Origin of the sequence: Brevibacterium moorei (genome assembly GCF_024580735.1) — a bacterium.
GTDB classification, from domain to species: Bacteria; Actinomycetota; Actinomycetes; order Actinomycetales; family Brevibacteriaceae; genus Brevibacterium; species Brevibacterium moorei.
In genome coordinates this window covers 19,718-39,770 of the sequence record NZ_JANIJX010000027.1, presented here as the reverse complement: position 1 = coordinate 39,770, position 20,053 = coordinate 19,718, and the positions used below count along the sequence as shown (strand labels likewise).

Here is a 20,053-nt window from a genome sequence, read left to right as displayed (position 1 = left end):
ACTATTCAAGTACGCTATTGAGTTCTCAAACAACAGGCACACACCCACACTGGCCAACCCCGACAACCACCCGTGAAACACAGGCAATCACAAGAGGAGTCACCGCGAAGGGATGCTCGATTATGTTGACTGCCGCCGGGATTTCCGGCCCCGCGAACCCGCTGGGCTGTCCTGGCGACAAGAGAAAACATTACACGACCCGCAACCCGGCCGCAACCCGAACCAGAGTGATCCGTGCTACTCCCCGGCACCTCGGCGGCCTGCAGCGGACCCGCCGACGCCCGGACCGCGAACAGCCGGCCCGCACGTCCCTCCGGCCCCGCACACTCCTCAGGCGCGCACCGGCCAGGTATGCACGGGATCCCCCGTCGCCTGGTTCTCCAGGTACAGCTCCATCACCCGGGCCAGGGCCTCGGCGCGTTCCGGGCTGCCCGGTGTCGTGACCCGCGGCTTCAAACCGTTGAGCGTGCGCAGCTGCCAGGCCGCGCCGTTCTGCCGATTGTTCGCCCTGGCATCCATGATCCCCATGTACTTCTCGATCAGCCGTGGGGCCACGCCCAACTTCTCCAACCCCTTTCGAGCCTGCGGGATCAGCCGCTGCCGGGCCAGCTCGGCCACATCCACCCTGCCCAGGGTCGGCCAGTCGACCCTGGCGTAGAGGCCGGAGCGCGCCGCGGACTCGAAGTTGCGCTGCGCCTCCGGGAAACGCAGGCGCGACCACACAGGCCGGTTCTGTTCCGAGAGGTGCTTGACCAGGCCGTAGTAGAAGGCGGCGTCGGCGACCATGTCATCGACGGTGGGACCTGCCGGCAGTAGCCGGTTCTCCACCCGCAGGTGGGCGTCATCCGTGCCGTCCCCTGGAGAGTAGATGGGCCGGTTCCACCGCCACACGGTCCCATTGTGCAGGTTCAAATAGTGCAGGCTGGGCGCATTGCCCTTCATCTCCGGGGTCCCCGCATCCTCCCGCGATTCCGGCAACAGCGCGGGGAAGTACCTGACGTTCTCCTCGAACAGGTCGAACACACTGGTGATCCAGCGTTCCCCGAACCACACCCTGGGTCGCACCCCCTGGGCCACCAGTTCCGGAGTGCGCGTGTCGATGGCCTGCGCAAAGACCGGGATACGGCTCTCATGCCACAGTTTGCGGCCCAGGAACAGCGGCGAATTGGCCGCCAGTGCCACCTGCACCGCGGCGATCGCCTGCGAGGCGTTCCACGCCACCGCGAACGAGGTGGGCGCCACCTGCAGGTGCAATTGCATAGAGGTGCAGGCAGCCTCGGGTGCCACATCGGCGAAGTCCCCGCGGAAGTATTCGCGGTCCTGCACATCGACGTGGACCAGTTCCCCACGGGCGTCCAGGATGGCATTCGACAGGGCCGCGTAGCGGTTCTCCTGCGTCATCCAGCCCTCACCGCCCAGGAACTCCGGTGTCAGGGTCGGCAGGGTTCCGATCATCCCCAGCCGCGAATCCGAGGACCTGCAGGCCGCATCGGCGGCGGCGACCCGAGCGCGCAGACCGTTCGCCAGGTCTTCGAGCCCGTTGCCCTCGACCGAGAGCACCGGATGGTTCATCTCGAAGTTGAACGCGCCGATCTCGGTTTGGAAGTCCCCCGCGTATTCCGGGGCGTCGCGCGCCAGGGCGGCCAACACCTCGGGGTTGCGGGCCGCCGGCGCCAACTTCCGGTCCATGATGTTGAGCTCGAGCTCCATGCCGATCGTGCCGTGGGACATGAAGTCCGCATCCTGCAGATAGCCGTCGAAGGTCTCGAGGTCGGCGTTGAGCCGCTTGCGGTAGCTGGTGCGCTGCTGCGGAGTGTACCGCCGCGCGGATACTGCTTCACCCATGGGCTTACGAAACCACACCCACCGGCTGCACACAAGTGGGTCCCTGCATAGGATGAGTAGGAGACGTATCACAGCCTCCCGCTGATCCGAACAAGACGATCCGAACAAAGGAAGTTCCAGTGCCGGCACCGATCGACATCCCCGCCCTCCTCCCAACATTGACCACCCTGGCAGAGGCCAAGCTGCCCCAGATGCTGGGCGACATCGAACGACTCATCACCATCGAGACGCCGTCCGAGGACAAGGAGGCGGTGGCCGCCGGCGCACGCGTGACCGCCGATATCGTCCAGCAGCGCCTGGGCGCCCGCCCCGCCGAGGTGATCGTCGAGGGCACACCCCACCTCGTCCTGCGCTTCGGCGCGGAATCGGCCGGCGAGCGCCCCGCCGACTACCAGCCGCGCGTCGTGCTGGTCGACCACCAGGACACCGTGTGGCCGCACGGCACCCTGGAGCGCAAGCCCTTCCAGGTGGCGGACGGCGTGCTCACCGGCCCCGGCTCCTTCGATATGCTCACCGGCGATGTCATGGCGTTCACAGCCGTGCAGCTGCTGCAGGAGGCCGTGGCGGCAGCCGGCGGCGATCCGCAGGCGGCCCTGGCGGGCCTGACCGTGCTGGTCACCGGCGACGAGGAGATCGGCTCGCCCACCAGCGCCGGCCTGATCCAGGACGAGGCGCGCGGCGCCAGGGCCGCCTATGTGATGGAGGCCTCTGGCACCGGTTCGACGGGCCCTGGTGCGCTCAAGGTCGAGCGCAAGGGCACCTCGATGTACGTCGTCGAGGTCCACGGCCGGGCCTCGCACGCCGGTCTCGAGCCGGAGAAGGGCATCAACGCCGGTCTCGAGCTGGCGTCCCTGCTCCAGCAGGTCGCGACCTTCGGCGACGCCGGGCTGGGCACGAGCGTCACCCCGACCCGCTTGTCCGGCGGCACCACGACGAACACCGTGCCGGCCTATGCGCAGTTCGACGTGGACGTGCGCGCGAAGACCGTCGCAGAGCAGGAGCGCGTGGACGCCGCCATCCGGGCGCTTACCCCGCAGCACGCCGAGGCGAAGATCGTCATCCGCGGTGGCATCAACCGGCCGCCGCTGGAGCGCGCAATGGCCCAGGGCCTGTTCGACCGGGCCCTGGCGCTCTCTGAGTCCCTGGGGATCGAGGCGCCCGAGGGCATCGAGGTCGGTGGCGCCTCGGACGGCAACTTCACCGCCGGGATCGGCGTGCCCACCCTGGACGGGTTGGGAGCCGTCGGCGACGGAGCGCACGCCGAACACGAACACGCGCTGGTCGACTACATCGCCCCGCGCACAGCCCTGCTGGCCGCACTCATCGCAGACCAGCTCTGGGCCGACTGAACCCTGCCCGGGCACATCCGGCCGGACCCGGCCGAATCCCGGCCGGACCCACAGATCACACATTGTTCGAAACGAATCAAAGAGAACTAGCGAGAACAAGAGAAGATGAAACTCACCGGACTCAAGCTCCACCGCATCGCGCTGCCCCTGGTCGCGCCCTTCACCACCTCGTTCAGCACCCAGACGGTCAAGGACACCTTCCTGCTGGAGGCCGCCTTCGAGGGTGAGAACGGCCCCGTCACCGGCTGGGGCGAGTCGGTCGCGATGACCGATCCGCTGTACTCCCCGGAATACGTCGACGGTTCGATCGACGTCATCACCAAGTGGCTGGCCCCGCTGCTGCGCGACGCTGAGGACCTCACAGCCGAAACGGTCGCCTGGCACCTGCGCCACATCATCGGCCACCCGATGTCCAAGGCCGCCATGGAGATGGCCGTGCTCGAGGCCCAGCTCAAGGACCGCAACCTGTCCTTCCGCGACTACCTGGGCGGGGTCGAGACCTCGGTGCCCTCCGGCGTGTCCGTGGGCATCCAGGATTCGATCCCCGATCTGCTCAAGGTGATCGGCGGCTACTTGGAGGAGGGCTACGCCCGCATCAAGCTGAAGATCAAGCCGGGCAAGGACATCGAGCCCGTCGCCGCCGTGCGCAAGGAGTTCGGCGATGACTTCCTGTTCCAGGTCGACGCGAACGCCGCGTACACCCTGGTCGACTCGGCCCGTCTGCGCCGGCTCGACGAGTACGGCCTGCTGCTGATCGAACAGCCCCTGGGTGAAGCCGATATCCGCCAGCACGCGGAACTGGCCAAGCGCATGTCCACCCCCATGTGCCTCGACGAATCGATCGTCTCCGCCGAGGCAGCCGCCGACGCCATCGCGCTGGGCGCCTGCGACATCATCAACATCAAGCCCGGCCGCGTGGGCGGCTACCTGGAGGCCCGCAAGATCCACGATCTGGCCAAGGCCGCGGGCATCGCCGTGTGGCACGGCGGAATGCTGGAGACCGGCCTGGGCCGTGCGGCCAACGCCGCCCTGGCGACCCTGCCCGGCTTCACCCTGCCCGGCGACATCTCCGGGTCCAACCGCTTCTACGCCGAGGACATCACCGAGGAGATCGTCATGCACGACGGCCGCGTGGACGTGCCGACCGGCCCCGGATTCGGCGTCACCGTCGACCCGGCGAAGCTGGAGAAGTACACGGTGAACACCATCACGGTGTTCTGAGCCGAAACATCGTGTTCTGAGCCGAAACGGCTTTGACCCGTAGCCGAGGCGGCCGCCGGTTCCAGCGGATGGAACCGACGCCCGCCTCGGCTTTTCTTTGATTCCTCTAAGTCCGGCCTCCAGCACATCTAATAGGCGCGGCGTCCGCATCCCGGTATGGTGGATCGCGATATGGACACCTCATCCGCCGACTCGCCCGATACCGCCGGTCCCGTCGCCACAGATCCGGAACTCATCGCCAGATGGCAGCGCTACCTGGCCAATGAACGTGCCGAGGAGCAGGTCTACCGGCGCTTGGCCGCGAAGAAGAAGTCGGGCGAGGACTTCGAGATCCTCACCGCCCTGGCCGATGCCGAGCGCCGCCACCAGGACCATTGGATCAAGCTGCTGGGCCCGCATGCGCAGGGCCGCCGCCGGGCCTCGTTCGACATCCTGCTGCTGAGCTGGCTGGCCCGCATGTTCGGTTCCATCTTCGTCCTGGCCCTGGCCCAGGGCTCCGAGTCCCGCTCCCCCTATGCCACCGATGCGCATGCGACGCCGGCGATGGCCGCCGACGAACAGGTCCATTCCGAGGTCGTGCGCGCCCTGGCGGGCAAGGCCCGCGCCCGCATCTCCGGGAACTTCCGCGCCGCGGTGTTCGGCGCCAACGACGGCCTGGTGTCGAATCTGGCCCTGGTGCTGGGGGTGGGTGCCGCCGGGGTCGGCACCCACGTCGTCCTGCTCACCGGCGTCTCCGGCCTGCTGGCCGGGGCGATGTCGATGGCCGCCGGCGAGTTCATCTCCATGCGCTCCCAGCGCGAACTGCTCGACGCCGGGCACCCCGACCCGCATTCGACCGAGGCCCTGGCCAGCCTCGATGTGGATGCCAATGAGCTGGCCCTGGTCTTCCGGGCCCGCGGGATGGAGTCGGCGGCCGCCGAACTCGCCGCACAGACGGCCATCGGCAAATCGCGCAGCCACCGCCGCGTGACCTTCCTGCCGCGGAATCTGGAAGTCGAATCCTATGAGGAGCTGGGCCGTGCGCTGCCCGCGGCCGCCGCGTCCTTCTGCTTCTTCGCCTCGGGCGCCCTGGTGCCGATCCTGCCGTACATCCTCGGCATGTCGGGACTGCCGGCCGTCGCCCTGGCCACGGGACTGGTGGGGCTGGCCCTGCTGTTCACCGGCGGCGTCACCGGGGTGCTCTCCGGCAAGGCGCCGCTGCCCAGAGCGCTGCGGCAGCTGGCCGTGGGCTATGGAGCCGCGGCCGTGACCTACGTGCTGGGCCTGGCCTTCGGCGCCACAGCCGGCTAGGGCCTCGCGCATAATCTACCCCCAGTCCCATAACACCCCTGTCTTCAACGGTGATATGGGACTGGGGGTACAAAATGCGGGGGCTACCCTGAAGACATGACACAGCCCGCCGTCGATCCGGACTTCACGGATCCCGCATACGATGCCACAGTCGGTACCCTGAGCCCGGCCACCCGCGACTATCTGGCGCAGGTGGCCCAGCGCTTCCCCACCCCCGTCGAGGACCTGAGCCTGGCCCAGGCCCGTGAGAATTCCCAGAACGCGCGCTGGCGGCAACGCGAGCCCGAGGCCGTGGCGGCGGTGGTGCACCGCTTCCACTCCGCACCCACCGCCGACCTGCCGGTGCGCCTGTACTATCCGGCCCCCGCACCCGCGGCGGAGGCCGAGGCCACTACGGCCAGCACTGATTGCTCCGGTGAGAGCACCGGCGGCCGCACTGCGCTGCTCTACCTGCCCGGTGGCGGCTGGACGCAGGGCACCTCGACTCTCAGCGATGTGATGGCCAGGCGCATCGCGAACCGCTCCGGCGCGGTGGTCGTCACCCTGACCTATCAGAAGGCCCCGGAGCACCCCTTCCCCACCGCTCTGGCCGATGTGCTCAGCACTTTCGACTGGTTGGTCGCAGGTGCCGAGGAGTTCGGCATCGACCCACAGCGGATCGTCATCGGCGGTGATTCCGCCGGTGGGAACCTGGCCGCCGCGGCCTGCCTGGCCCTGCGCGACGCGGCCAGGGTCGCCGGTGCGCCGGATGCCGCCGCCACACCGGAACTGCTGATCCCAACCCTGGCCGGCGATCTGGGGTTCCGACCGGCGGGCACCGCGGTCCCCGCCGCCCAGCTGCTGATCTACCCCGCCGTGGATCCGGCGATGAACACACGCTCCTATGAGCTCTTCGCCACCGGCCATGGTCTGACGGCCTCCCGGATGGTGTTCTACTGGAACAACTACATCGCCGCGGTCCCCGGTGCCACTGTCAACCCGCTGGTCGCGCCGGCGCGGGCGGCCGACCTGAGCGACCTGCCCACCGCGCTGGTCGTAACCGCCGGCTGCGATGTGCTCCGCGATGAGGGACGGGCCTATGCCGTGGCCCTGCGTGCGGCTGGGAACACCGCCGAGCACTGGGAGTACGCGGGTACGCCCCACGACTTCATCTACGCCGACGGGAAGCTCGCCGCATCGGCCGATCTGGTGGACCGGCTGGGCCACGAGCTACAGCGCTTCGCCGGTGACAGGTAGCCTGGCGGGCCTGCTGAACTAGCCTGGCGAGCCGCTGAACCGAGGGCCGTCTGAACCGGGGCCGGCGGCGGGACCGGGTAGGGCCTCGTGCCCGGTCCCGCCGCGACTGCCGGACCCGCGCGCGGTCACAGTGTGGGCCCGATGATCGCCCGTAACATAACGATGGTTTAATCGTGGCATGAGCGCTCAACCGAACACAGTGATCTCCCGTCCCGACGGCTTGCCGGCAGTCAACTCCCTGGCCCTCATCGACCAGGCCGCCGGCACCTTCGAACTGGCCGATCCGCACACCGCCCACCTGTTGGTCGACGATCTGGCCCCGCACCGCGGCGACGGCATCTTCGAGACGGTCCTCGTCACCCTCGATGCGGCGGGGTCCGTCACCGTGCACTCGCGCGAACCGCACTTCACCCGATTCCAGGCCTCGGCCGAGATGCTCGAACTGCCCGAACCCGATCAGGCGCTGTTCGATCGGGCGCTGGAGGCCGTGATGGCCGCGTTCATCTCCGATAATCCGGGGATCACCGGGTTCAGCGTCCGCTACGCCATGACCCGCGGGGTCGAGGGCACCTCGGGCAAGCCCACCGCCTGGGCGCTGACCATTCCGATCGACCCCAAGTACAACAAGCAGCGCGAGGCGGGCATCCGGGTGCTCACCCTGGACCGCGGCTACGAGGCCTACTTCGGCCAGAAGGCACCCTGGCAGCTGATCGGTGCGAAGACCCTGTCGTACGCGACCAATCAGGCCGCCGGACGCTATGTGCACGCCAACGACGCCGACGAGGCCCTGTTCGTCTCGCACGACGGCCTGGCCCTGGAGGGCCCGACCTGCAACCTCATCGTCAAGCGCGGGAACACCCTGTCCACCCCGGAGCCGCGCGCCGGCCTGCTGCACGGCACCACCCAGCGGGTGGTGTTCCGCGGGGCCGAGGCCGCCGGCTACACGGTGGAGTACGCGGACATCCCCGCCTCCGAACTCAAGACCGCCGACGCCCTGTGGATGGTCTCCAGCGTGCGCACCGCCGTGCCGATCAAGTCCGTCGACGGTGCGCCGATCCCGGTCGACGAGCCCCTGACCCAGCAGCTCATCGACTGGGTCCTGCAGGGCGAATGACGCGCGCCGCGATAGGCTGACAGCAACATCGTTACCGACGTTGAGGAGCATGATGAACAACGGCAAGCTCATGTGGCAGATCGCAGGGGTCGGCGGCGCCGCCCTGGCCGGCATCGCCGCCAAGCAGGTTCTGTCCTTCGCCTGGAAGAAGTCCACGGGCCGTCCCGCGCCCAAGAACGCCGCGAGCGCGGATTCCGGGCTGGCCGAGGCCATCGCCTGGACCGTGATCTCCGGCGTGGGTGTGGCCGTGGTCCAGCTGGTCATCCAGCGCTATGCGGCCAATGCGGTGCGCACGAAGTTCGGCGAGGAGGCCCTGCCGAAGAACCTGCGCAGCGCAGTCGAGGACCTCAAGGCCTGAGATAGCGGAAGCCCGATGGTCCGCCGCGGTCCCCGAACGGGGATCGCGGCGGACCTTTTTCGTCTCAGTCCCTTGCGTCTCAGTCCTGCAGGCCCTGAGCGGCGAAGATCGATCGCAGCTGCTGCACTCCCAGCTGTCCGGGGGCCGAGGCCCGCTCCAGGGAGGCGAAGCTCGCGGCAGAGCCGAACTCCCCGGCCGTGCGCGTGATCTGGCCCAGCCGGCCCATCGCGATCGCGATGACGGGGATCGACAGCGACCCCGATGCCGCTGGAGACTCCGGGGCCGCTGCCCGCACGGGTGCCCCGCTCCGGTCGGGGTTCGGGCCAGGGGCCAGGCGTCCAGTCGCCCGGGCCGTCACCTCGAGCACGCGCAGCACATCCTGCAGGGTGTGCGGCAGCACCGCGAATTTCGCCACCGCTGCGCCGGAGTGCTCCATCGCCCGCAGCAGCTCGGAGAGGAACTGCGCATCCGGCGTCGACTCGAAGTCGTGGAAGGATGCCACCGCCGCAACTCCGCGGTCAGCGGCCGCCTGCAGCAGCCCGGCGGCGGGAGCGCGGTGGAACTCCACGTCCACCGCGCACAGGCCGGCACCGAACTCCGGTCCCGCCCCCGTCCGATGTTCCGGGACCACCCGCAGGCCATGTGTCGGGGTGGGTGTTGCCAGCTCGATCAGCCCCGTCACCGCAGTGTCGTAGACCGGGTCCGGGACCGGCACGGGACCGCCCTCGGCTCCGGTGCGGATCGTGGCCAGCACCGGCAGACCGGTGGACTCGAACACGCGCAGACAGGCCGCGCGTTCGATCGCGAAGGCGGCCTCGGCCCCGGCCTGTCCGGCCGCCCAGCGCTGGAAGACCGCGAGCGCGTCCACCCGCCATTCGAGCACGTCGATGCCGCTGCCCGGTGTCAGGCCCGAGACCAGCCCGGTCAACGCCTCGGCGTCACCGGCCTCCAGCGGCACGATGATCTGCGGGTGGAGGTGGGCGGGCGCGAAGGGCAGTGGCTTCGTAGGCTGCAGCATGCCTCCCACCCTACTGTTGGCCCCGCACCGACTCGCACACAGAGTTCCACTACGCCCCAAAATGTCGATATATCGACGTTTCAGCCCGAATTTCGACAATTCAGGACGTAGTGGAACTTCTGGATAGGGTGGAGGACATGAGCTACCCGCTGCGCCCATCGCGTTCGCCGTCTCCGCAGCCGGTGCCCGGGCCGGTTTCGGTCAGACGACCGGGGCGCATGCAGCCCGTACCCGGCACCGTCGCGTACCACCGGATGGGGCGGGCCCAGCGCAATCATCGCTGGTGGCGGCCCCTGCTGGCGCTGGTGACGGCGGCCGGACTCTACCTCGTGTTCATCCTGCTCATCACGTTCTGGGGTGTGGCCGTGCCCCTGGTGTTGGCCGGCGTCGCGCGGTCCGTGGTCACCGGTTCCACCGTGCCCGACCCGGACGCCGGGCAGAACCCCTTCGGTCCCGGCGCCCCGGGATCGGCGGGGACGGACATCCTGCCCGGCTGGCTGACCGCCGATCCGACGTTCACGGATATGGGCAATCCCGTGACCTTCGTGGCGGCGATCGTGTCCATCATCCCGATGCTGCCGGCCGTCTGGCTGGCCACCTGGCTGGTGTGGCGGCGCCCGCCCGGCACCCTGTCCTCGGTGTTCGGCCGGTTGCGCTGGGCCTGGTTGGGCAGGGCCATCGGCTGGGCGGCCCTGATCATCGTGCCGGTGCTGGTCCTCCAACTGGGCTTCGATGCGCAGTTCGCGCCCGAGGGCCCCGGCGCCACCGGAGGCGGCACGGACGGGGACACCGCGTCCGCCGGCGGGGCGGGCCTGGGCCGCGCCCTGCTCATGATCGTGCTGACCCTGCTCCTGGTGCCGGTGCAGTCGGCCACCGAGGAATACGTGTTCCGCGGCTTCCTGGGCCAGCTGGTCGGTTCCTGGCTGAAACATCCGGCCTGGGCGATCCTGCTGCCGCTGCCCCTGTTCGTCTTCGGGCACCTCTACGACTGGACGGGGTTGGCCGATGTCGCCGTGTTCGCGGTGGTCGCCGGCTGGCTGTGCTACCGCACAGGAGGGCTGGAGGCCGCCATCGCCGTGCACATCGTGAACAATGTCAGCGTCTTCCTCCTCGGCGCGGTGGGACTGGCCGACCTCAATGCCGCCGGCCAGTCCCTGCCGGGCCTGCTGGTGTCCGCCGGCATGACGGTGGGCACCGGCGCACTCCTGGCCTGGCGCGCGCCCAAGCTGCCCGCGCCCGCTCAGCCGAACAGGGTGCTGCCCACGTAGTCGCCCGCGCCGGCGGCCCCGGGCGGAATCGCCCAGACCGTGGAACCGATCGGGGTGGTCCACTGGTTGAGCAGGTCGACCTCGCCCAGCCGTCGTTGGATCGGCAGGAACTGCCGGGTCACATCGGCTTGGAAGGACGCGAACATCAGGCCGGTGCGATCGAACTCGATGTCCTGGACGCGTTTCTCATCCGCGGTCTCGGCTCCGACCGAGCGCGGCACGTGCACGGGTTCGTCCATCACGTCCTGATAGGCGTAGACGCGGCGGAAGATCTGCTCGGCCGGATCCGACTCATTGCGGCTGCGCGCCACGTGGCTCGACGGCGATATCACCGTGAACCCCACCGAATCGGTGGCCCCCAGATCGGGCACATCGTGTTCCTCCCGACCGGTCAGCGGCGCGCCGTTCGACAGTCTGCGGCCGACCGAGAACTCGCGGGCCGGTCCGTCGGCCTCGTCCCAGGTGGCCATATTCATCGCGATATCGCGCAGCACCAGGGTCGTCCCGCCGTGCAACCACTTCGGCAGTCCGGCGCCGAGGTCCGCCGGCGGTTGGCCGCGCGGCCCCCAGTCGACTCCCTCGGCACCGCCGGAGGACTCACCCCAGACCAGGCGGTCGAAGGCGGGGGTCCCCGGTACCGGATTCGCGGTCCCATCGACCTGGCCGAAGGGGTTGCGGATCGTGGTGCCCGCCGGATCCGTGCCGTAGGCGCGGCGCGAGGCCGCCTGGGTCCAGGCGATCCGGGCGAAGGAGCGGGCATCCTTGAGCAGCATCCGCACCGCGTGGGAGAGGGTCAGCGGGTCCTCGCAGCAGACCTGCAGGAGCAGATCCCCGCGGCTCAGCGACTTCTGCAGACGGTCGACCGGGAAGGCGGGCAGCGGGGCCAACCACGCGGGCCTGGCCCGCGGGCCAGCCAGGGAGACGAGCCCGGGGCCGAAGCCGAAGGTGATGCTCAGCCGGGCGGGCCGGCCGGCGAGTTCCGGTTCACTGTCGGCCAGTGGCGCCCGGCCGGCCATCAGGGCCGCCGCGTCATCGCTGAGCAGGCGCAGCATCCGCACCGCGTCCGCGGCACCGACTCCACGGCGCAGATCCAGCGCCACGAATCGGGCGTGGGCCTGCGGTGGGGTCTCGACGCCGGGCTGGTGGCGGCCGTAGAACGCAACGGTCTGCCCGCCGGAGGCGCCCGCGGTGTCCAGGGTGGCCCCGGCCGGCCCACCGGCTGTGGCACTCCCCCATGCGCGGCCGCCTGCCACACCGCCACCGGCGCCCACGACCAGGCCGGCGGCCGCCCCGGCGGCGGTGCCGGTGAGCACCCGCCGCCGGTTCGGACCCCGGGATTCCCGCTGGTCCGCAGCGTCCGTGACATCCGCAGCACGCGTGACCCCTGCGGTGTCCGGGACCCCGGAGGGGTTTGGTGCGTCAGTGGTCATGGCCGGAGGATTCGTCCATGTCGTAGTTCTCCTTGGCGCCCGTATAGTCCTTGGCTGTCGCGGCGAAGGTGACGGAGCCGGTGTCGGCGGTGGCCGCGACCGTGATCTGTTCGCCCGGTTGGATGTCCCCGGTCAGCTTCATCAGCATGATGTGGTCGCCACCTGGCTTGAGTTCGTAGTCGCCGTGCGCCGGCACCGTGAAGCCGGCCTTCTTCTCCTGCATCTTCGACGAGCCCCCGCCATCGACGACTGTTTCGTGCAGCTGCACCATGCCCGCGACCGGGGTCTTGGCCGACCGCACGACGATCGGCGCGTCCGTGTGGTTCGTCAGGGTGCCGAATACCGCAGTCATCTCGCCCTTCTTCGCGGTCTTCACCCAGGCCCGTTCCAGGCTCAGTCCGGTCTGGGCGGCCGCGGAGGCCTCCCCGGCTGCGGCGGATGTGGGGCTCTGGGACCCGGCGGACCCGGTCGACGCGCCGGAGCAGGCCGTCAGCCCGAGCGCCAGAACGGCACCTGTCAGGGCGGTGGTGGTGCGCAGCAGCGCGCGGCGTGCCGTGATGTGGTTCCTCTGCATTGTTCTTCTCTGTTCCTTGTCCTCGAAATGGGTGCGCACCCGCACTGGGACGTGCGTGAGCCGGGCAGACGCGATTGGCGCGAGCCGGCGGAGGCGGGGTGCACGGAATACGGCGCACTGGCGCCGCGGGGCCAGGGCACGGAAGTGTCCCCGGCGGTGCCGGGGCCTCGGCCGGCCCGCTCCGGGCGCAGTCGCGCCACGGGCAGAGCCGGGAATGGTGCCCCGGCGGATTTCAGAGGAGGGGAATGGGTGGACCGCGTAGCAGTGCGGGGGTATGTGCGATCCGCAGTGCGGGCACCGGCACGTCCCGCAGAGCGGGCAGGCGGCGCGGGCTGACGGGGATCGGACGGAAGAACTCCAAGAGGGCCCAGGCCAGCCGGGCCGTCAGGCGCACCAACCCCAGCAGGGCGTCCTCGCCGCATTTGAGCACGAGGACGGTGAGCACCAGGGCCAGGCCGTGGGCGGTGAGCATCGCGGGGCCCAGCAGATCGGCATGAGCGCTCATCGCCCCGGTCCCGCCGGCTGTGTGATGGACCGCGCTGTGCGCCAGGTGCCGGACGTGTTCGGCCTCCAACCGGGCGTGGCCGGCGTGGGAACCGATTCCAGTCCCGGCGATCCCGGCCCCGCCGAGCACGATCGGCGCCGCGGACAGGATCGACAGCAGTCCGTGCACGGCCACCTGGGCGAAGGCCACGATGGCGCTCAGCGCCCAGACGCCCAACCTGCGACCGGCCAGCAGGGACCCGATCCACAGCGTGCCGATGAACGCGACGACGACGGCCAGCACACTCGATGCCCCATGGGCCCCCGTGTGCAGGGCCAGGGCGACGGAGGTCGCCAGGAGCGCTGCGAACAGGGCACGGGCCATCCGCCAGGGGGCGTGGGCTGATTCCACGTGTGCACTCCCTTCGCTACCGTCTACACCGATGAGGCGGTTCCGTGCCGACCACGGACACCTGCGCCGGGGCCGCACGCGCGGCGGTGCCGGAATCCGGCACCGCATACTACCGCCAGTAGAAGAGCTTAGCCGACCTGCGCCCGGCAGCCGCACGATGGCCGCGCGACGGTGGTTGCGGGCGCCGCCGTCCGAGCGCGGGTCCGGCCCACCGCAGATCACCGCGCATCTGTCAAATATAACGATACGATAACGGTGGCCCGTGACCCGCACACCCCCCGTGTTTACTGGCGATGCAAGGGCCCATGCCGTTTTCCGCCGCCTGGGAAACATCCGCGAAAACCCTCGAAAAACAAGGAACCCGACTACAGTGGAAGGGTCAACGGACTTTTATGGGACCGGTTCGAGCGCAGCCATACGCTGCCGCGAACCCAGTACCGGCGCGGGCAAGGAAGACACGAGTCGGCAAGCCGCCCTCACAAGGACGGTTACCTTGGCCGCGGCAGCCCCCTGCCGACGGAAAGGAGACCCGATGCCGATCGTCAAAGCATCGCACGTCTACAAGGTCTTCGGAAAGCGAGAACACGAGGTCATCAAGCGCCTCGAAGCCGGCGAGGACCGTTCGGAACTCGCCGGCCTGGGAACGGCCGCCGTCATCGACGCCAATTTCGAAGTCGAACGCGGCGAGATCTTCGTCGTCATGGGCTTGTCCGGTTCGGGCAAGTCGACCCTGCTGCGCACCATCAACGGACTCGGCAAGGCCACCTCGGGCAGCATCGAGATCAACGGCAACGAGATCGCGCAGATGAACAACAAGGAGATCCGCGCGATCCGCGCCAAGCACATCTCCATGGTGTTCCAGCACTTCGCCCTGATGCCGCACCGCACGGTGCGCGAGAACGCCGCCTACGCCCTGGAGATCCAGGGCGTGCCCAAGACGGAGCGCCTGGAACGCGCGAACACCTGGCTGCAGACCGTCGGCCTGGCGGGCTGGGAGGACAAGTACCCCCACGAGCTCTCCGGCGGTATGCAGCAGCGCGTGGGCCTGGCCAGGGCACTGGCCGCGGAGACCGAGATCCTCTTGATGGACGAGGCGTTCTCCGCCCTCGACCCGCTGATCCGCAGGGAAATGCAGGATCAGCTGATCGAACTCCAGCAGCAGCTGGGCAAGACCATCATCTTCATCACCCACGACCTCAACGAGGCCATGTACCTGGGTGATCGGATCGCCGTCATGCGCGATGGCCGGATCGTCCAGATCGGCACCGCCGAGGACATCCTGACCAATCCGGCAGACGAGTACATCGCGAACTTCGTCCAGGACGTCGACCGCGCCAGGGTGCTCACCGCATCGACCGTGATGCGCCAGATCGACGACACCGTGATGTCCGGCGCCGGGCCCCGCGTGGCGATGCGCGCCATGGAGTCCAACGGCTGGAACATCCTGCTGGTCACCGACCGCGAGCGCAAGCTGCTGGGCTACGTGACCGACCGCGCGGTCGTCAACGCGGCCCGCGCCGGCGAGCGCACGATCGAGGGGATCGTGGAGACCGAGGGCATTCTGACCGTCGGCCCCGATACCCCGGTCTCCGAACTGTTCGCCCCCAGTTCCGCCTCCCGCGTGCCGTTGTGCGTGGTGGCCGAGGACGGACGCTTCCTGGGCATCGTTCCGCGCGTCAACCTGCTCAACTCGATGGCGCAGGTCAGTCCCACCACCGGGGAGATCCCCGCGGTGCAGACGCTCGAGCAGCAACCCGGCGATGAGCGCCGAGACGATGAACGCGAAGGCGAAGCGACCAAGGAGGCAGAATGAATCTCAATCCGCTGAGCCCCCGCATCCCGCTGGGCGAGTGGGCCGATAAGTTCCTCACCTGGTTCCAGGACGTCTTCGGCTGGCTGCTGGACTTCATCTCCACCGTGCTGACCGGTATGTACACCGGCCTGGAACTGGTGTTCGCCTCCCCGTCCTTCCTCATCATGACGGTCATCCTGGCCGTCATCGCCTGGCTGTGCGCGGGCTGGAAGGTCGGCCTGGTCACCCTCATCGGGTTCTACCTGGTGCGCGCGTTCAACCAGTGGGAGAACGCGATGGAGTCGCTGGCCCTGGTGCTGGTGGCCGTCATCATCGCGCTCATCATCGCCCTGCCCGTGGGCGTCTGGGCCGCGAAGTCCAAGACCGTCTCCGCGATCGTGCGACCGGTCCTCGACTTCATGCAGTCGATGCCCGCGCTGGCCTACCTGGTGCCGGCCATCGTGATGTTCTCCGTCGGCACCGTCCCCGGTGCGATCGCGACCATCATCTTCGCCCTGCCGCCCGGCGTGCGCTTCACCGAGCTGGCGATCCGCCAGGTCGACGGTGAGGTCGTCGAGGCCGCCCAGGCCTTCGGCGCCGGTCCCTCGCACATCCTGTTCCGCGTCCAGCTGCCCCTGGCCCTGCCGACCATCATGGCCGGTATCAACCAGGTCATCATGTTGGCCCTGTCCATGGTCGTGCTGGCCGGCATGGCCGGTGCCGATGGCCTCGGCGGCGCGATCATCGAGGCGATCAGCTCCGTGAACGTGGCACTGGGCGTCGAAGCCGGCGTCTCCGTCGTCGCCCTGGCGATCTTCCTCGACCGCGTCACCGCGGGCCTGGGCCGCAAGGGCAACCGGGTCGCAGCGGCCTGATTCGCAAACCATCCCCGGCGCGTCCGGACCCGCGCCGGCCGCGCCGGGGGAAACGTACCCATAAGAAAGAAGGGTCATCATGAAAACCATCAAGAAGACCAAGGGCCTGGCCCGCATCGGCGGCATCGCAGCCGCCGCCGCGTTGCTGCTCAGCGGCTGCGGCGCTTCGAACTCCACCGACGATTCGGCGGCCGGTGGCTCCGACGAGGGCGCCACCGCCGATCAGAACTGGGCCGACTGCATCCCCGGCACGGACGCCAAGGACACCAGCTCGATGGATGCCGATGGCAAGAAGGACATCAAGATCGCGGCCTTCAACGGCTGGGACGAATCCTTCGCGGTGAGCCACCTGCTCAAGAACAACCTGGAGAAGAAGGGCTACAAGGTCTCCATCAAGGCCTTCGACGCCGCTCCCGGTTATGTGGGCGTCGCCAACGGCGACTACGACTTCCTGGTCGACGGCTGGCTGCCGCTGACCCACGCCGACTACGTTAAGAAGTACGGCGACAAGCTCGACGCGCAGGGCTGCTGGTACAACAACGCCAAGCTGACCCTGGCCGTCAACAAGGACTCGAAGGCCAAGACCATCGAGGACCTCAAGACGATGGGCGGGGACTACGACAACACCCTCTACGGAATCGAAGCCGGTGCCGGCCTGACCAAGGCCACCAAGCAGGCGATCAAGGACTACGGCCTGGACAACATCAACTTCAAGCCCTCGTCCACGCCCGCCATGCTCACGCAGCTGAAGAAGGCCACGGATGCCAAGAAGGACGTCGCCGTGACCCTGTGGCGCCCGCACTGGGCCTACGATCAGTTCCCCGTGCGCGACCTCGAGGACCCCAAGGGCTCGATGGGCAAGGCCGAGGTACTCTACAACTTCTCGAACAAGGAGTTCACCGGTTCAAATCCGCAGGTCGCCCAGCTGCTGAAGAACCTGGTGCTCGACGACGATCACCTGGGCTCGCTGGAGAACGACATCCAGAAGGCCGGCGATGACAAGATCGACGATGCCGTGGCCAAGTGGGTCGACGGCAACGGCGACTGGGTCAGCAAGTGGGAGAAGGGCGAGCTCAAGGGCGAGGCCAACTCCGCGACCAAGTGATCGAAGTGATCCACGTGATCGACGGGGTCGAACCCCGCGGGTCCTGAGCGCAGGGCCTGCGGGTTCGAACGGGGAGGGGCCGGGTTCCGCTGCTGCGGAGCCCGGCCCCTCCCCCTCTTACATCCGCAGCCAGGTGTCGGCGCTGTCGGCGATCCGCGCTCCTGCGCCCGCCGCCGTCTCCAGCCACTGCACGTCGGCGCCGTCGGCGCCGACCAGGGCGTCCGCGAGCACCGTCGCCTCGAATCCCAGGACCAGCGCTGCCATCACCGTGTGTTCCACCGCGCGGGACTGGTCGACCCCGCCGATCACGACCCGGTCGATATTCATCGCCTGCAGGCCGGTGGCCAGGTCCTCGACCCCGTCGAACACATCGGGGACCTCCGAGGCCAGGACCAGATCGTCCGCGGTCGGCTGCACCGGGGCCGGTTTGCCGGCCCACTCGGCGGCCTTCCTGACCGCCGCGGCCGCCGCCCCGCCCGGCGCGTTGGCGCCCGCCGAATCCACGGCCTCGGCGTCCTCGTCCGGGGCCTCATAAGCCGGCTGGTGGGCCGGCGCCGTTGCGAAGACCACCACGCCATCGGCCACACGGGCCCGTGACAGGATCTGCTCCAGGGGCTTGAGGGGGGCCTGCGGCAGGTGGGTATTGACCAAGACGAGTGCATCCATGCACCTAGCGTCTCATAGGCCGTGGGCGTGAAAGGATGAGGGCATGGCACAAGCGATGGACGACGACTCGGCACCGCATCTGCAGGGCCTGGTCTTTACCGCCGACGGGTCCTGCACGGAACTCGATACGCTGACCGCGGCCCTCGCCGCCCGCCGCACCGCAAGCGCCCCGGGCGGCACCGGCAATCTCATCTGGATCGACATCGACCGGCCCACGGATGATGAGCTGAGCGCGCTGCAGGCGGCCTTCGGGCTGCACCCCCTGGCCGTCGAGGACGCCCGTGAGGGCAATCAGAGGATGAAGTTCGAGCGCTACGGCCAGACCAGTCTGCTGGCCCTGCGCCCTGCCGCGATGTCCGAGGCCCCCGCACGTCCCGCGCACCCCGACGCTCCCGGCGACGAGGTGCCGGGCGAGGACGAGTCCCTGCTGATCGGCGAGCTCGAGATCTTCGTGGGCGCCGGCTTCGTCATCTCGGCCCACCGCTCGGGTTCGCCCCTGGCCGCGGCACGCGAGTTCTCCCGGATCCGCGAACTCCTGCGCTCCTCCCCCGCCCTCAAACGCCTGGACGCCTCCACCGGGGCGGACCGCGCACACGGCGAGCTGGTCGTCGCATACACCCTGCTCCACCTCATGATCGACCGGGTCGTCGACCTCTACACCCCCGTCCTGGAATCCTTCGAGGAGACCGCCGACGATCTGGAGGTGCAGATCTTCAAGGGCACTCCGGTGCGCTCCCAGGAGATCTACGCGGTCTCACGCGGAATCCTCGACCTCGACCGGGTCGTGAAGTCCCTGCCGCAGCTCATGGTGCACCTGCGGGCATTCGCCGCCGATACCGGGCTGCCGGACGAGCTGCTGCGCAATCTGCGCGATGTCGCCGACCACGTCGGGTCCAATCAGGACCGCCTGGGCCGCCTGCGCTCGATACTCAGCGAGATCTTCTCCATCAACTCCACCCTGGTCGCCGAACGCCAGGGCGATCAGTCGAAGCGGATCTCGGCCTGGGCCGGCATCTTCTTCTTCCCCAGTCTGGTCGCAGGCATCTACGGGATGAACTTCGTCTTGATGCCCGAACTCGACTGGAAACTGGGCTATCCGGCGGCGCTAGGGCTGATGGCTGTCGGCTGTATCGTCATCTACTGGATCTCCAAACACAACGACTGGCTGTGAGATGCGCGGCACACGGCGGGCGGTTTCACGATAGGTTGGTTCCATGACGACGAAGACGTTCCATCAGCAGATCGGTTCCGGCGAGCTCTCGCTGGGCACGTTCATCCTCGAGTTCATGACCACCGGGGTCGGTGCGTTGACCGCACGGGCCGGCGCGGACTGGGTCCTGTACGACCTCGAGCACTCGGGCTATACCCTTGACAGCGCGCGGGCCGCGATAGCGGTCTCCCGGCGCGAGGACATCGCTACCTTCGTGCGCGTGGCCGGCACCGCCCAGCACCTCGTGTCCACGGCCCTGGACGCCGGAGCCGAGGGCATCATGGTCCCGTATGTGAATTCCGCGGAACAGGCCGAGCGGATCGGCACCTGGCTGCACTACCCGGGTTGGCTCGGCGACGGGAACACATCGGCGGGAGTGCGCGGCTCCGCCTTCGGCGTCGCCCACGACCTCTACGCCCCTGGACTGCCCGCGGACAAGCAGGCGGCTGCGAACGAGTCCGTGGTCTTCCTGCCACAGATCGAAACGCCCGAGGCCGTCGACGCGGCCGCCGATATCGCAGCACTCGAGGCCGTGACCGTGCCCTTCATCGGACCGATGGACCTGAGCACGAACCTGGGCGCGCCGGGCGATTGGCAGAATCCCCGGTTCCGCGGAGCCCTGGACACGGTCGCCCAGGCCTGCCGTGACGCGGGCAAGGCCGCCGGCATCTTCTCCACCGGCCCTGAGCTGACCGAGCTGGCACTGCAGGCGGGCTTCACAGTGATCTCGCTGTCGGCCGACGCCGCTGTCTATTCGGCGGCTCTGGGCCAGGGGCTGGCCGACATCCGACGCGCCGTCGTCTGAGG

18 protein-coding genes are annotated in these 20,053 nt (G+C 68.9%); 12 read left to right on the top strand and 6 right to left on the bottom strand.

Annotation, left to right across the window (positions count from 1 at the left end; translation table 11 throughout):
* Positions 1–330: 330 nt before the first annotated feature.
* Complete coding sequence (locus NQ034_RS14175; RefSeq protein WP_257049633.1) at positions 331–1,845, bottom strand: glutamate-cysteine ligase family protein; 1,515 nt, start codon at positions 1,843–1,845, stop codon at positions 331–333.
* A gap of 119 nt (positions 1,846–1,964) precedes the next feature.
* Here NQ034_RS14175 and NQ034_RS14170 point away from each other — a divergent pair, with 119 nt between their 5' ends.
* The 6 genes from NQ034_RS14170 (at position 1,965) to NQ034_RS14145 (ending at position 8,413) form a co-directional block, all read left to right on the top strand.
* Positions 1,965–3,194 carry a M20/M25/M40 family metallo-hydrolase gene (locus NQ034_RS14170; RefSeq protein WP_257049631.1) on the top strand — a complete coding sequence of 410 codons (1,230 nt, stop codon included), beginning with the start codon at positions 1,965–1,967 and terminating at the stop codon, positions 3,192–3,194.
* A 105-nt stretch (positions 3,195–3,299) separates the two neighbouring features.
* Positions 3,300–4,415, top strand: a complete 1,116-nt coding sequence (gene menC, locus NQ034_RS14165) for an o-succinylbenzoate synthase (protein ID WP_257049630.1) — start codon at positions 3,300–3,302, stop codon at positions 4,413–4,415.
* A 171-nt stretch (positions 4,416–4,586) separates the two neighbouring features.
* The gene (locus NQ034_RS14160; protein WP_257049629.1) at positions 4,587–5,705 is read left to right on the top strand and encodes a VIT1/CCC1 transporter family protein; all 1,119 of its coding nucleotides are present in this window, start codon (positions 4,587–4,589) and stop codon (positions 5,703–5,705) included.
* 96 nt (positions 5,706–5,801) lie between these two features.
* Entirely contained in the window at positions 5,802–6,941 is a 1,140-nt protein-coding gene (locus NQ034_RS14155; RefSeq protein ID WP_257049628.1) for an alpha/beta hydrolase, read from the top strand.
* A gap of 178 nt (positions 6,942–7,119) precedes the next feature.
* A complete protein-coding gene (locus tag NQ034_RS14150) occupies positions 7,120–8,055 on the top strand; it encodes an aminotransferase class IV (protein ID WP_257049627.1) in 936 nt (311 codons plus the stop codon).
* A 49-nt stretch (positions 8,056–8,104) separates the two neighbouring features.
* Positions 8,105–8,413 (top strand): DUF4235 domain-containing protein, encoded by a 309-nt coding sequence (locus tag NQ034_RS14145; RefSeq protein WP_257049625.1) that lies wholly within the window; start codon positions 8,105–8,107, stop codon positions 8,411–8,413.
* 79 nt (positions 8,414–8,492) lie between these two features.
* Here NQ034_RS14145 and NQ034_RS14140 read toward each other — a convergent pair whose 3' ends face one another.
* On the bottom strand, positions 8,493–9,431 hold the full coding sequence (locus NQ034_RS14140; RefSeq protein WP_257049624.1) for a type I 3-dehydroquinate dehydratase: 939 nt from the start codon (positions 9,429–9,431) through the stop codon (positions 8,493–8,495).
* Positions 9,432–9,568: 137 nt separating this feature from the next.
* On the opposite strand from NQ034_RS14140, the gene NQ034_RS14135 reads away from it, so the two are divergent.
* On the top strand, positions 9,569–10,699 hold the full coding sequence (locus NQ034_RS14135; protein ID WP_257049623.1) for a CPBP family intramembrane glutamic endopeptidase: 1,131 nt from the start codon (positions 9,569–9,571) through the stop codon (positions 10,697–10,699).
* Here the strand turns inward: NQ034_RS14135 and NQ034_RS14130 are convergent.
* The 3 genes from NQ034_RS14130 to NQ034_RS14120 all read right to left on the bottom strand — a co-directional run bounded on the left by NQ034_RS14130 (position 10,672) and on the right by NQ034_RS14120 (position 13,598).
* Positions 10,672–12,129 carry a Dyp-type peroxidase gene (locus NQ034_RS14130; protein ID WP_257049622.1) on the bottom strand — a complete coding sequence of 486 codons (1,458 nt, stop codon included), beginning with the start codon at positions 12,127–12,129 and terminating at the stop codon, positions 10,672–10,674. The genes NQ034_RS14135 and NQ034_RS14130 overlap by 28 nt on opposite strands.
* Positions 12,119–12,703 carry a copper chaperone PCu(A)C gene (locus tag NQ034_RS14125; protein WP_257049621.1) on the bottom strand — a complete coding sequence of 195 codons (585 nt, stop codon included), beginning with the start codon at positions 12,701–12,703 and terminating at the stop codon, positions 12,119–12,121. The genes NQ034_RS14130 and NQ034_RS14125 overlap by 11 nt, the downstream gene beginning before the upstream one ends.
* 232 nt (positions 12,704–12,935) lie before the next feature.
* On the bottom strand, positions 12,936–13,598 hold the full coding sequence (locus NQ034_RS14120) for a hypothetical protein (protein ID WP_257049619.1): 663 nt from the start codon (positions 13,596–13,598) through the stop codon (positions 12,936–12,938).
* A gap of 532 nt (positions 13,599–14,130) precedes the next feature.
* Here NQ034_RS14120 and NQ034_RS14115 point away from each other — a divergent pair.
* The 3 genes from NQ034_RS14115 (at position 14,131) to NQ034_RS14105 (ending at position 17,370) form a co-directional block, all read left to right on the top strand.
* Complete coding sequence (locus NQ034_RS14115; RefSeq protein WP_257049618.1) at positions 14,131–15,411, top strand: quaternary amine ABC transporter ATP-binding protein; 1,281 nt, start codon at positions 14,131–14,133, stop codon at positions 15,409–15,411.
* Entirely contained in the window at positions 15,408–16,265 is an 858-nt protein-coding gene (locus NQ034_RS14110) for an ABC transporter permease (protein ID WP_257049617.1), read from the top strand. The genes NQ034_RS14115 and NQ034_RS14110 overlap by 4 nt, the downstream gene beginning before the upstream one ends.
* 79 nt (positions 16,266–16,344) lie before the next feature.
* Entirely contained in the window at positions 16,345–17,370 is a 1,026-nt protein-coding gene (locus NQ034_RS14105) for a glycine betaine ABC transporter substrate-binding protein (RefSeq protein WP_257049616.1), read from the top strand.
* A 117-nt stretch (positions 17,371–17,487) separates the two neighbouring features.
* On the opposite strand, the gene NQ034_RS14100 is transcribed toward NQ034_RS14105, so the two are convergent.
* Positions 17,488–18,036, bottom strand: a complete 549-nt coding sequence (locus NQ034_RS14100; protein ID WP_257049615.1) for an isochorismatase family protein — start codon at positions 18,034–18,036, stop codon at positions 17,488–17,490.
* Positions 18,037–18,079: 43 nt separating this feature from the next.
* Between NQ034_RS14100 and NQ034_RS14095 the strand changes: the two genes are divergently transcribed.
* Positions 18,080–19,207 carry a magnesium and cobalt transport protein CorA gene (locus NQ034_RS14095; RefSeq protein ID WP_257049614.1) on the top strand — a complete coding sequence of 376 codons (1,128 nt, stop codon included), beginning with the start codon at positions 18,080–18,082 and terminating at the stop codon, positions 19,205–19,207.
* A 43-nt stretch (positions 19,208–19,250) separates the two neighbouring features.
* Positions 19,251–20,051 carry an HpcH/HpaI aldolase family protein gene (locus tag NQ034_RS14090; RefSeq protein WP_257049613.1) on the top strand — a complete coding sequence of 267 codons (801 nt, stop codon included), beginning with the start codon at positions 19,251–19,253 and terminating at the stop codon, positions 20,049–20,051.
* Positions 20,052–20,053: the final 2 nt, after the last annotated feature.

Coding starts and splice junctions, on each gene's coding strand:
- NQ034_RS14125 (WP_257049621.1), bottom strand. CDS start 12,703: ATGCAGAGGAACCACATCACGGCACGCCGCGCGCTGCTGCGCACCACC.
- NQ034_RS14115 (WP_257049618.1), top strand. CDS start 14,131: ATGCCGATCGTCAAAGCATCGCACGTCTACAAGGTCTTCGGAAAGCGA.
- NQ034_RS14090 (WP_257049613.1), top strand. CDS start 19,251: ATGACGACGAAGACGTTCCATCAGCAGATCGGTTCCGGCGAGCTCTCG.
- NQ034_RS14155 (WP_257049628.1), top strand. CDS start 5,802: ATGACACAGCCCGCCGTCGATCCGGACTTCACGGATCCCGCATACGAT.
- NQ034_RS14175 (WP_257049633.1), bottom strand. CDS start 1,845: ATGGGTGAAGCAGTATCCGCGCGGCGGTACACTCCGCAGCAGCGCACC.
- menC (WP_257049630.1), top strand. CDS start 3,300: ATGAAACTCACCGGACTCAAGCTCCACCGCATCGCGCTGCCCCTGGTC.
- NQ034_RS14095 (WP_257049614.1), top strand. CDS start 18,080: ATGGCACAAGCGATGGACGACGACTCGGCACCGCATCTGCAGGGCCTG.
- NQ034_RS14160 (WP_257049629.1), top strand. CDS start 4,587: ATGGACACCTCATCCGCCGACTCGCCCGATACCGCCGGTCCCGTCGCC.
- NQ034_RS14135 (WP_257049623.1), top strand. CDS start 9,569: ATGAGCTACCCGCTGCGCCCATCGCGTTCGCCGTCTCCGCAGCCGGTG.
- NQ034_RS14150 (WP_257049627.1), top strand. CDS start 7,120: ATGAGCGCTCAACCGAACACAGTGATCTCCCGTCCCGACGGCTTGCCG.
- NQ034_RS14140 (WP_257049624.1), bottom strand. CDS start 9,431: ATGCTGCAGCCTACGAAGCCACTGCCCTTCGCGCCCGCCCACCTCCAC.
- NQ034_RS14145 (WP_257049625.1), top strand. CDS start 8,105: ATGATGAACAACGGCAAGCTCATGTGGCAGATCGCAGGGGTCGGCGGC.
- NQ034_RS14130 (WP_257049622.1), bottom strand. CDS start 12,129: ATGACCACTGACGCACCAAACCCCTCCGGGGTCCCGGACACCGCAGGG.
- NQ034_RS14110 (WP_257049617.1), top strand. CDS start 15,408: ATGAATCTCAATCCGCTGAGCCCCCGCATCCCGCTGGGCGAGTGGGCC.
- NQ034_RS14105 (WP_257049616.1), top strand. CDS start 16,345: ATGAAAACCATCAAGAAGACCAAGGGCCTGGCCCGCATCGGCGGCATC.
- NQ034_RS14100 (WP_257049615.1), bottom strand. CDS start 18,036: ATGGATGCACTCGTCTTGGTCAATACCCACCTGCCGCAGGCCCCCCTC.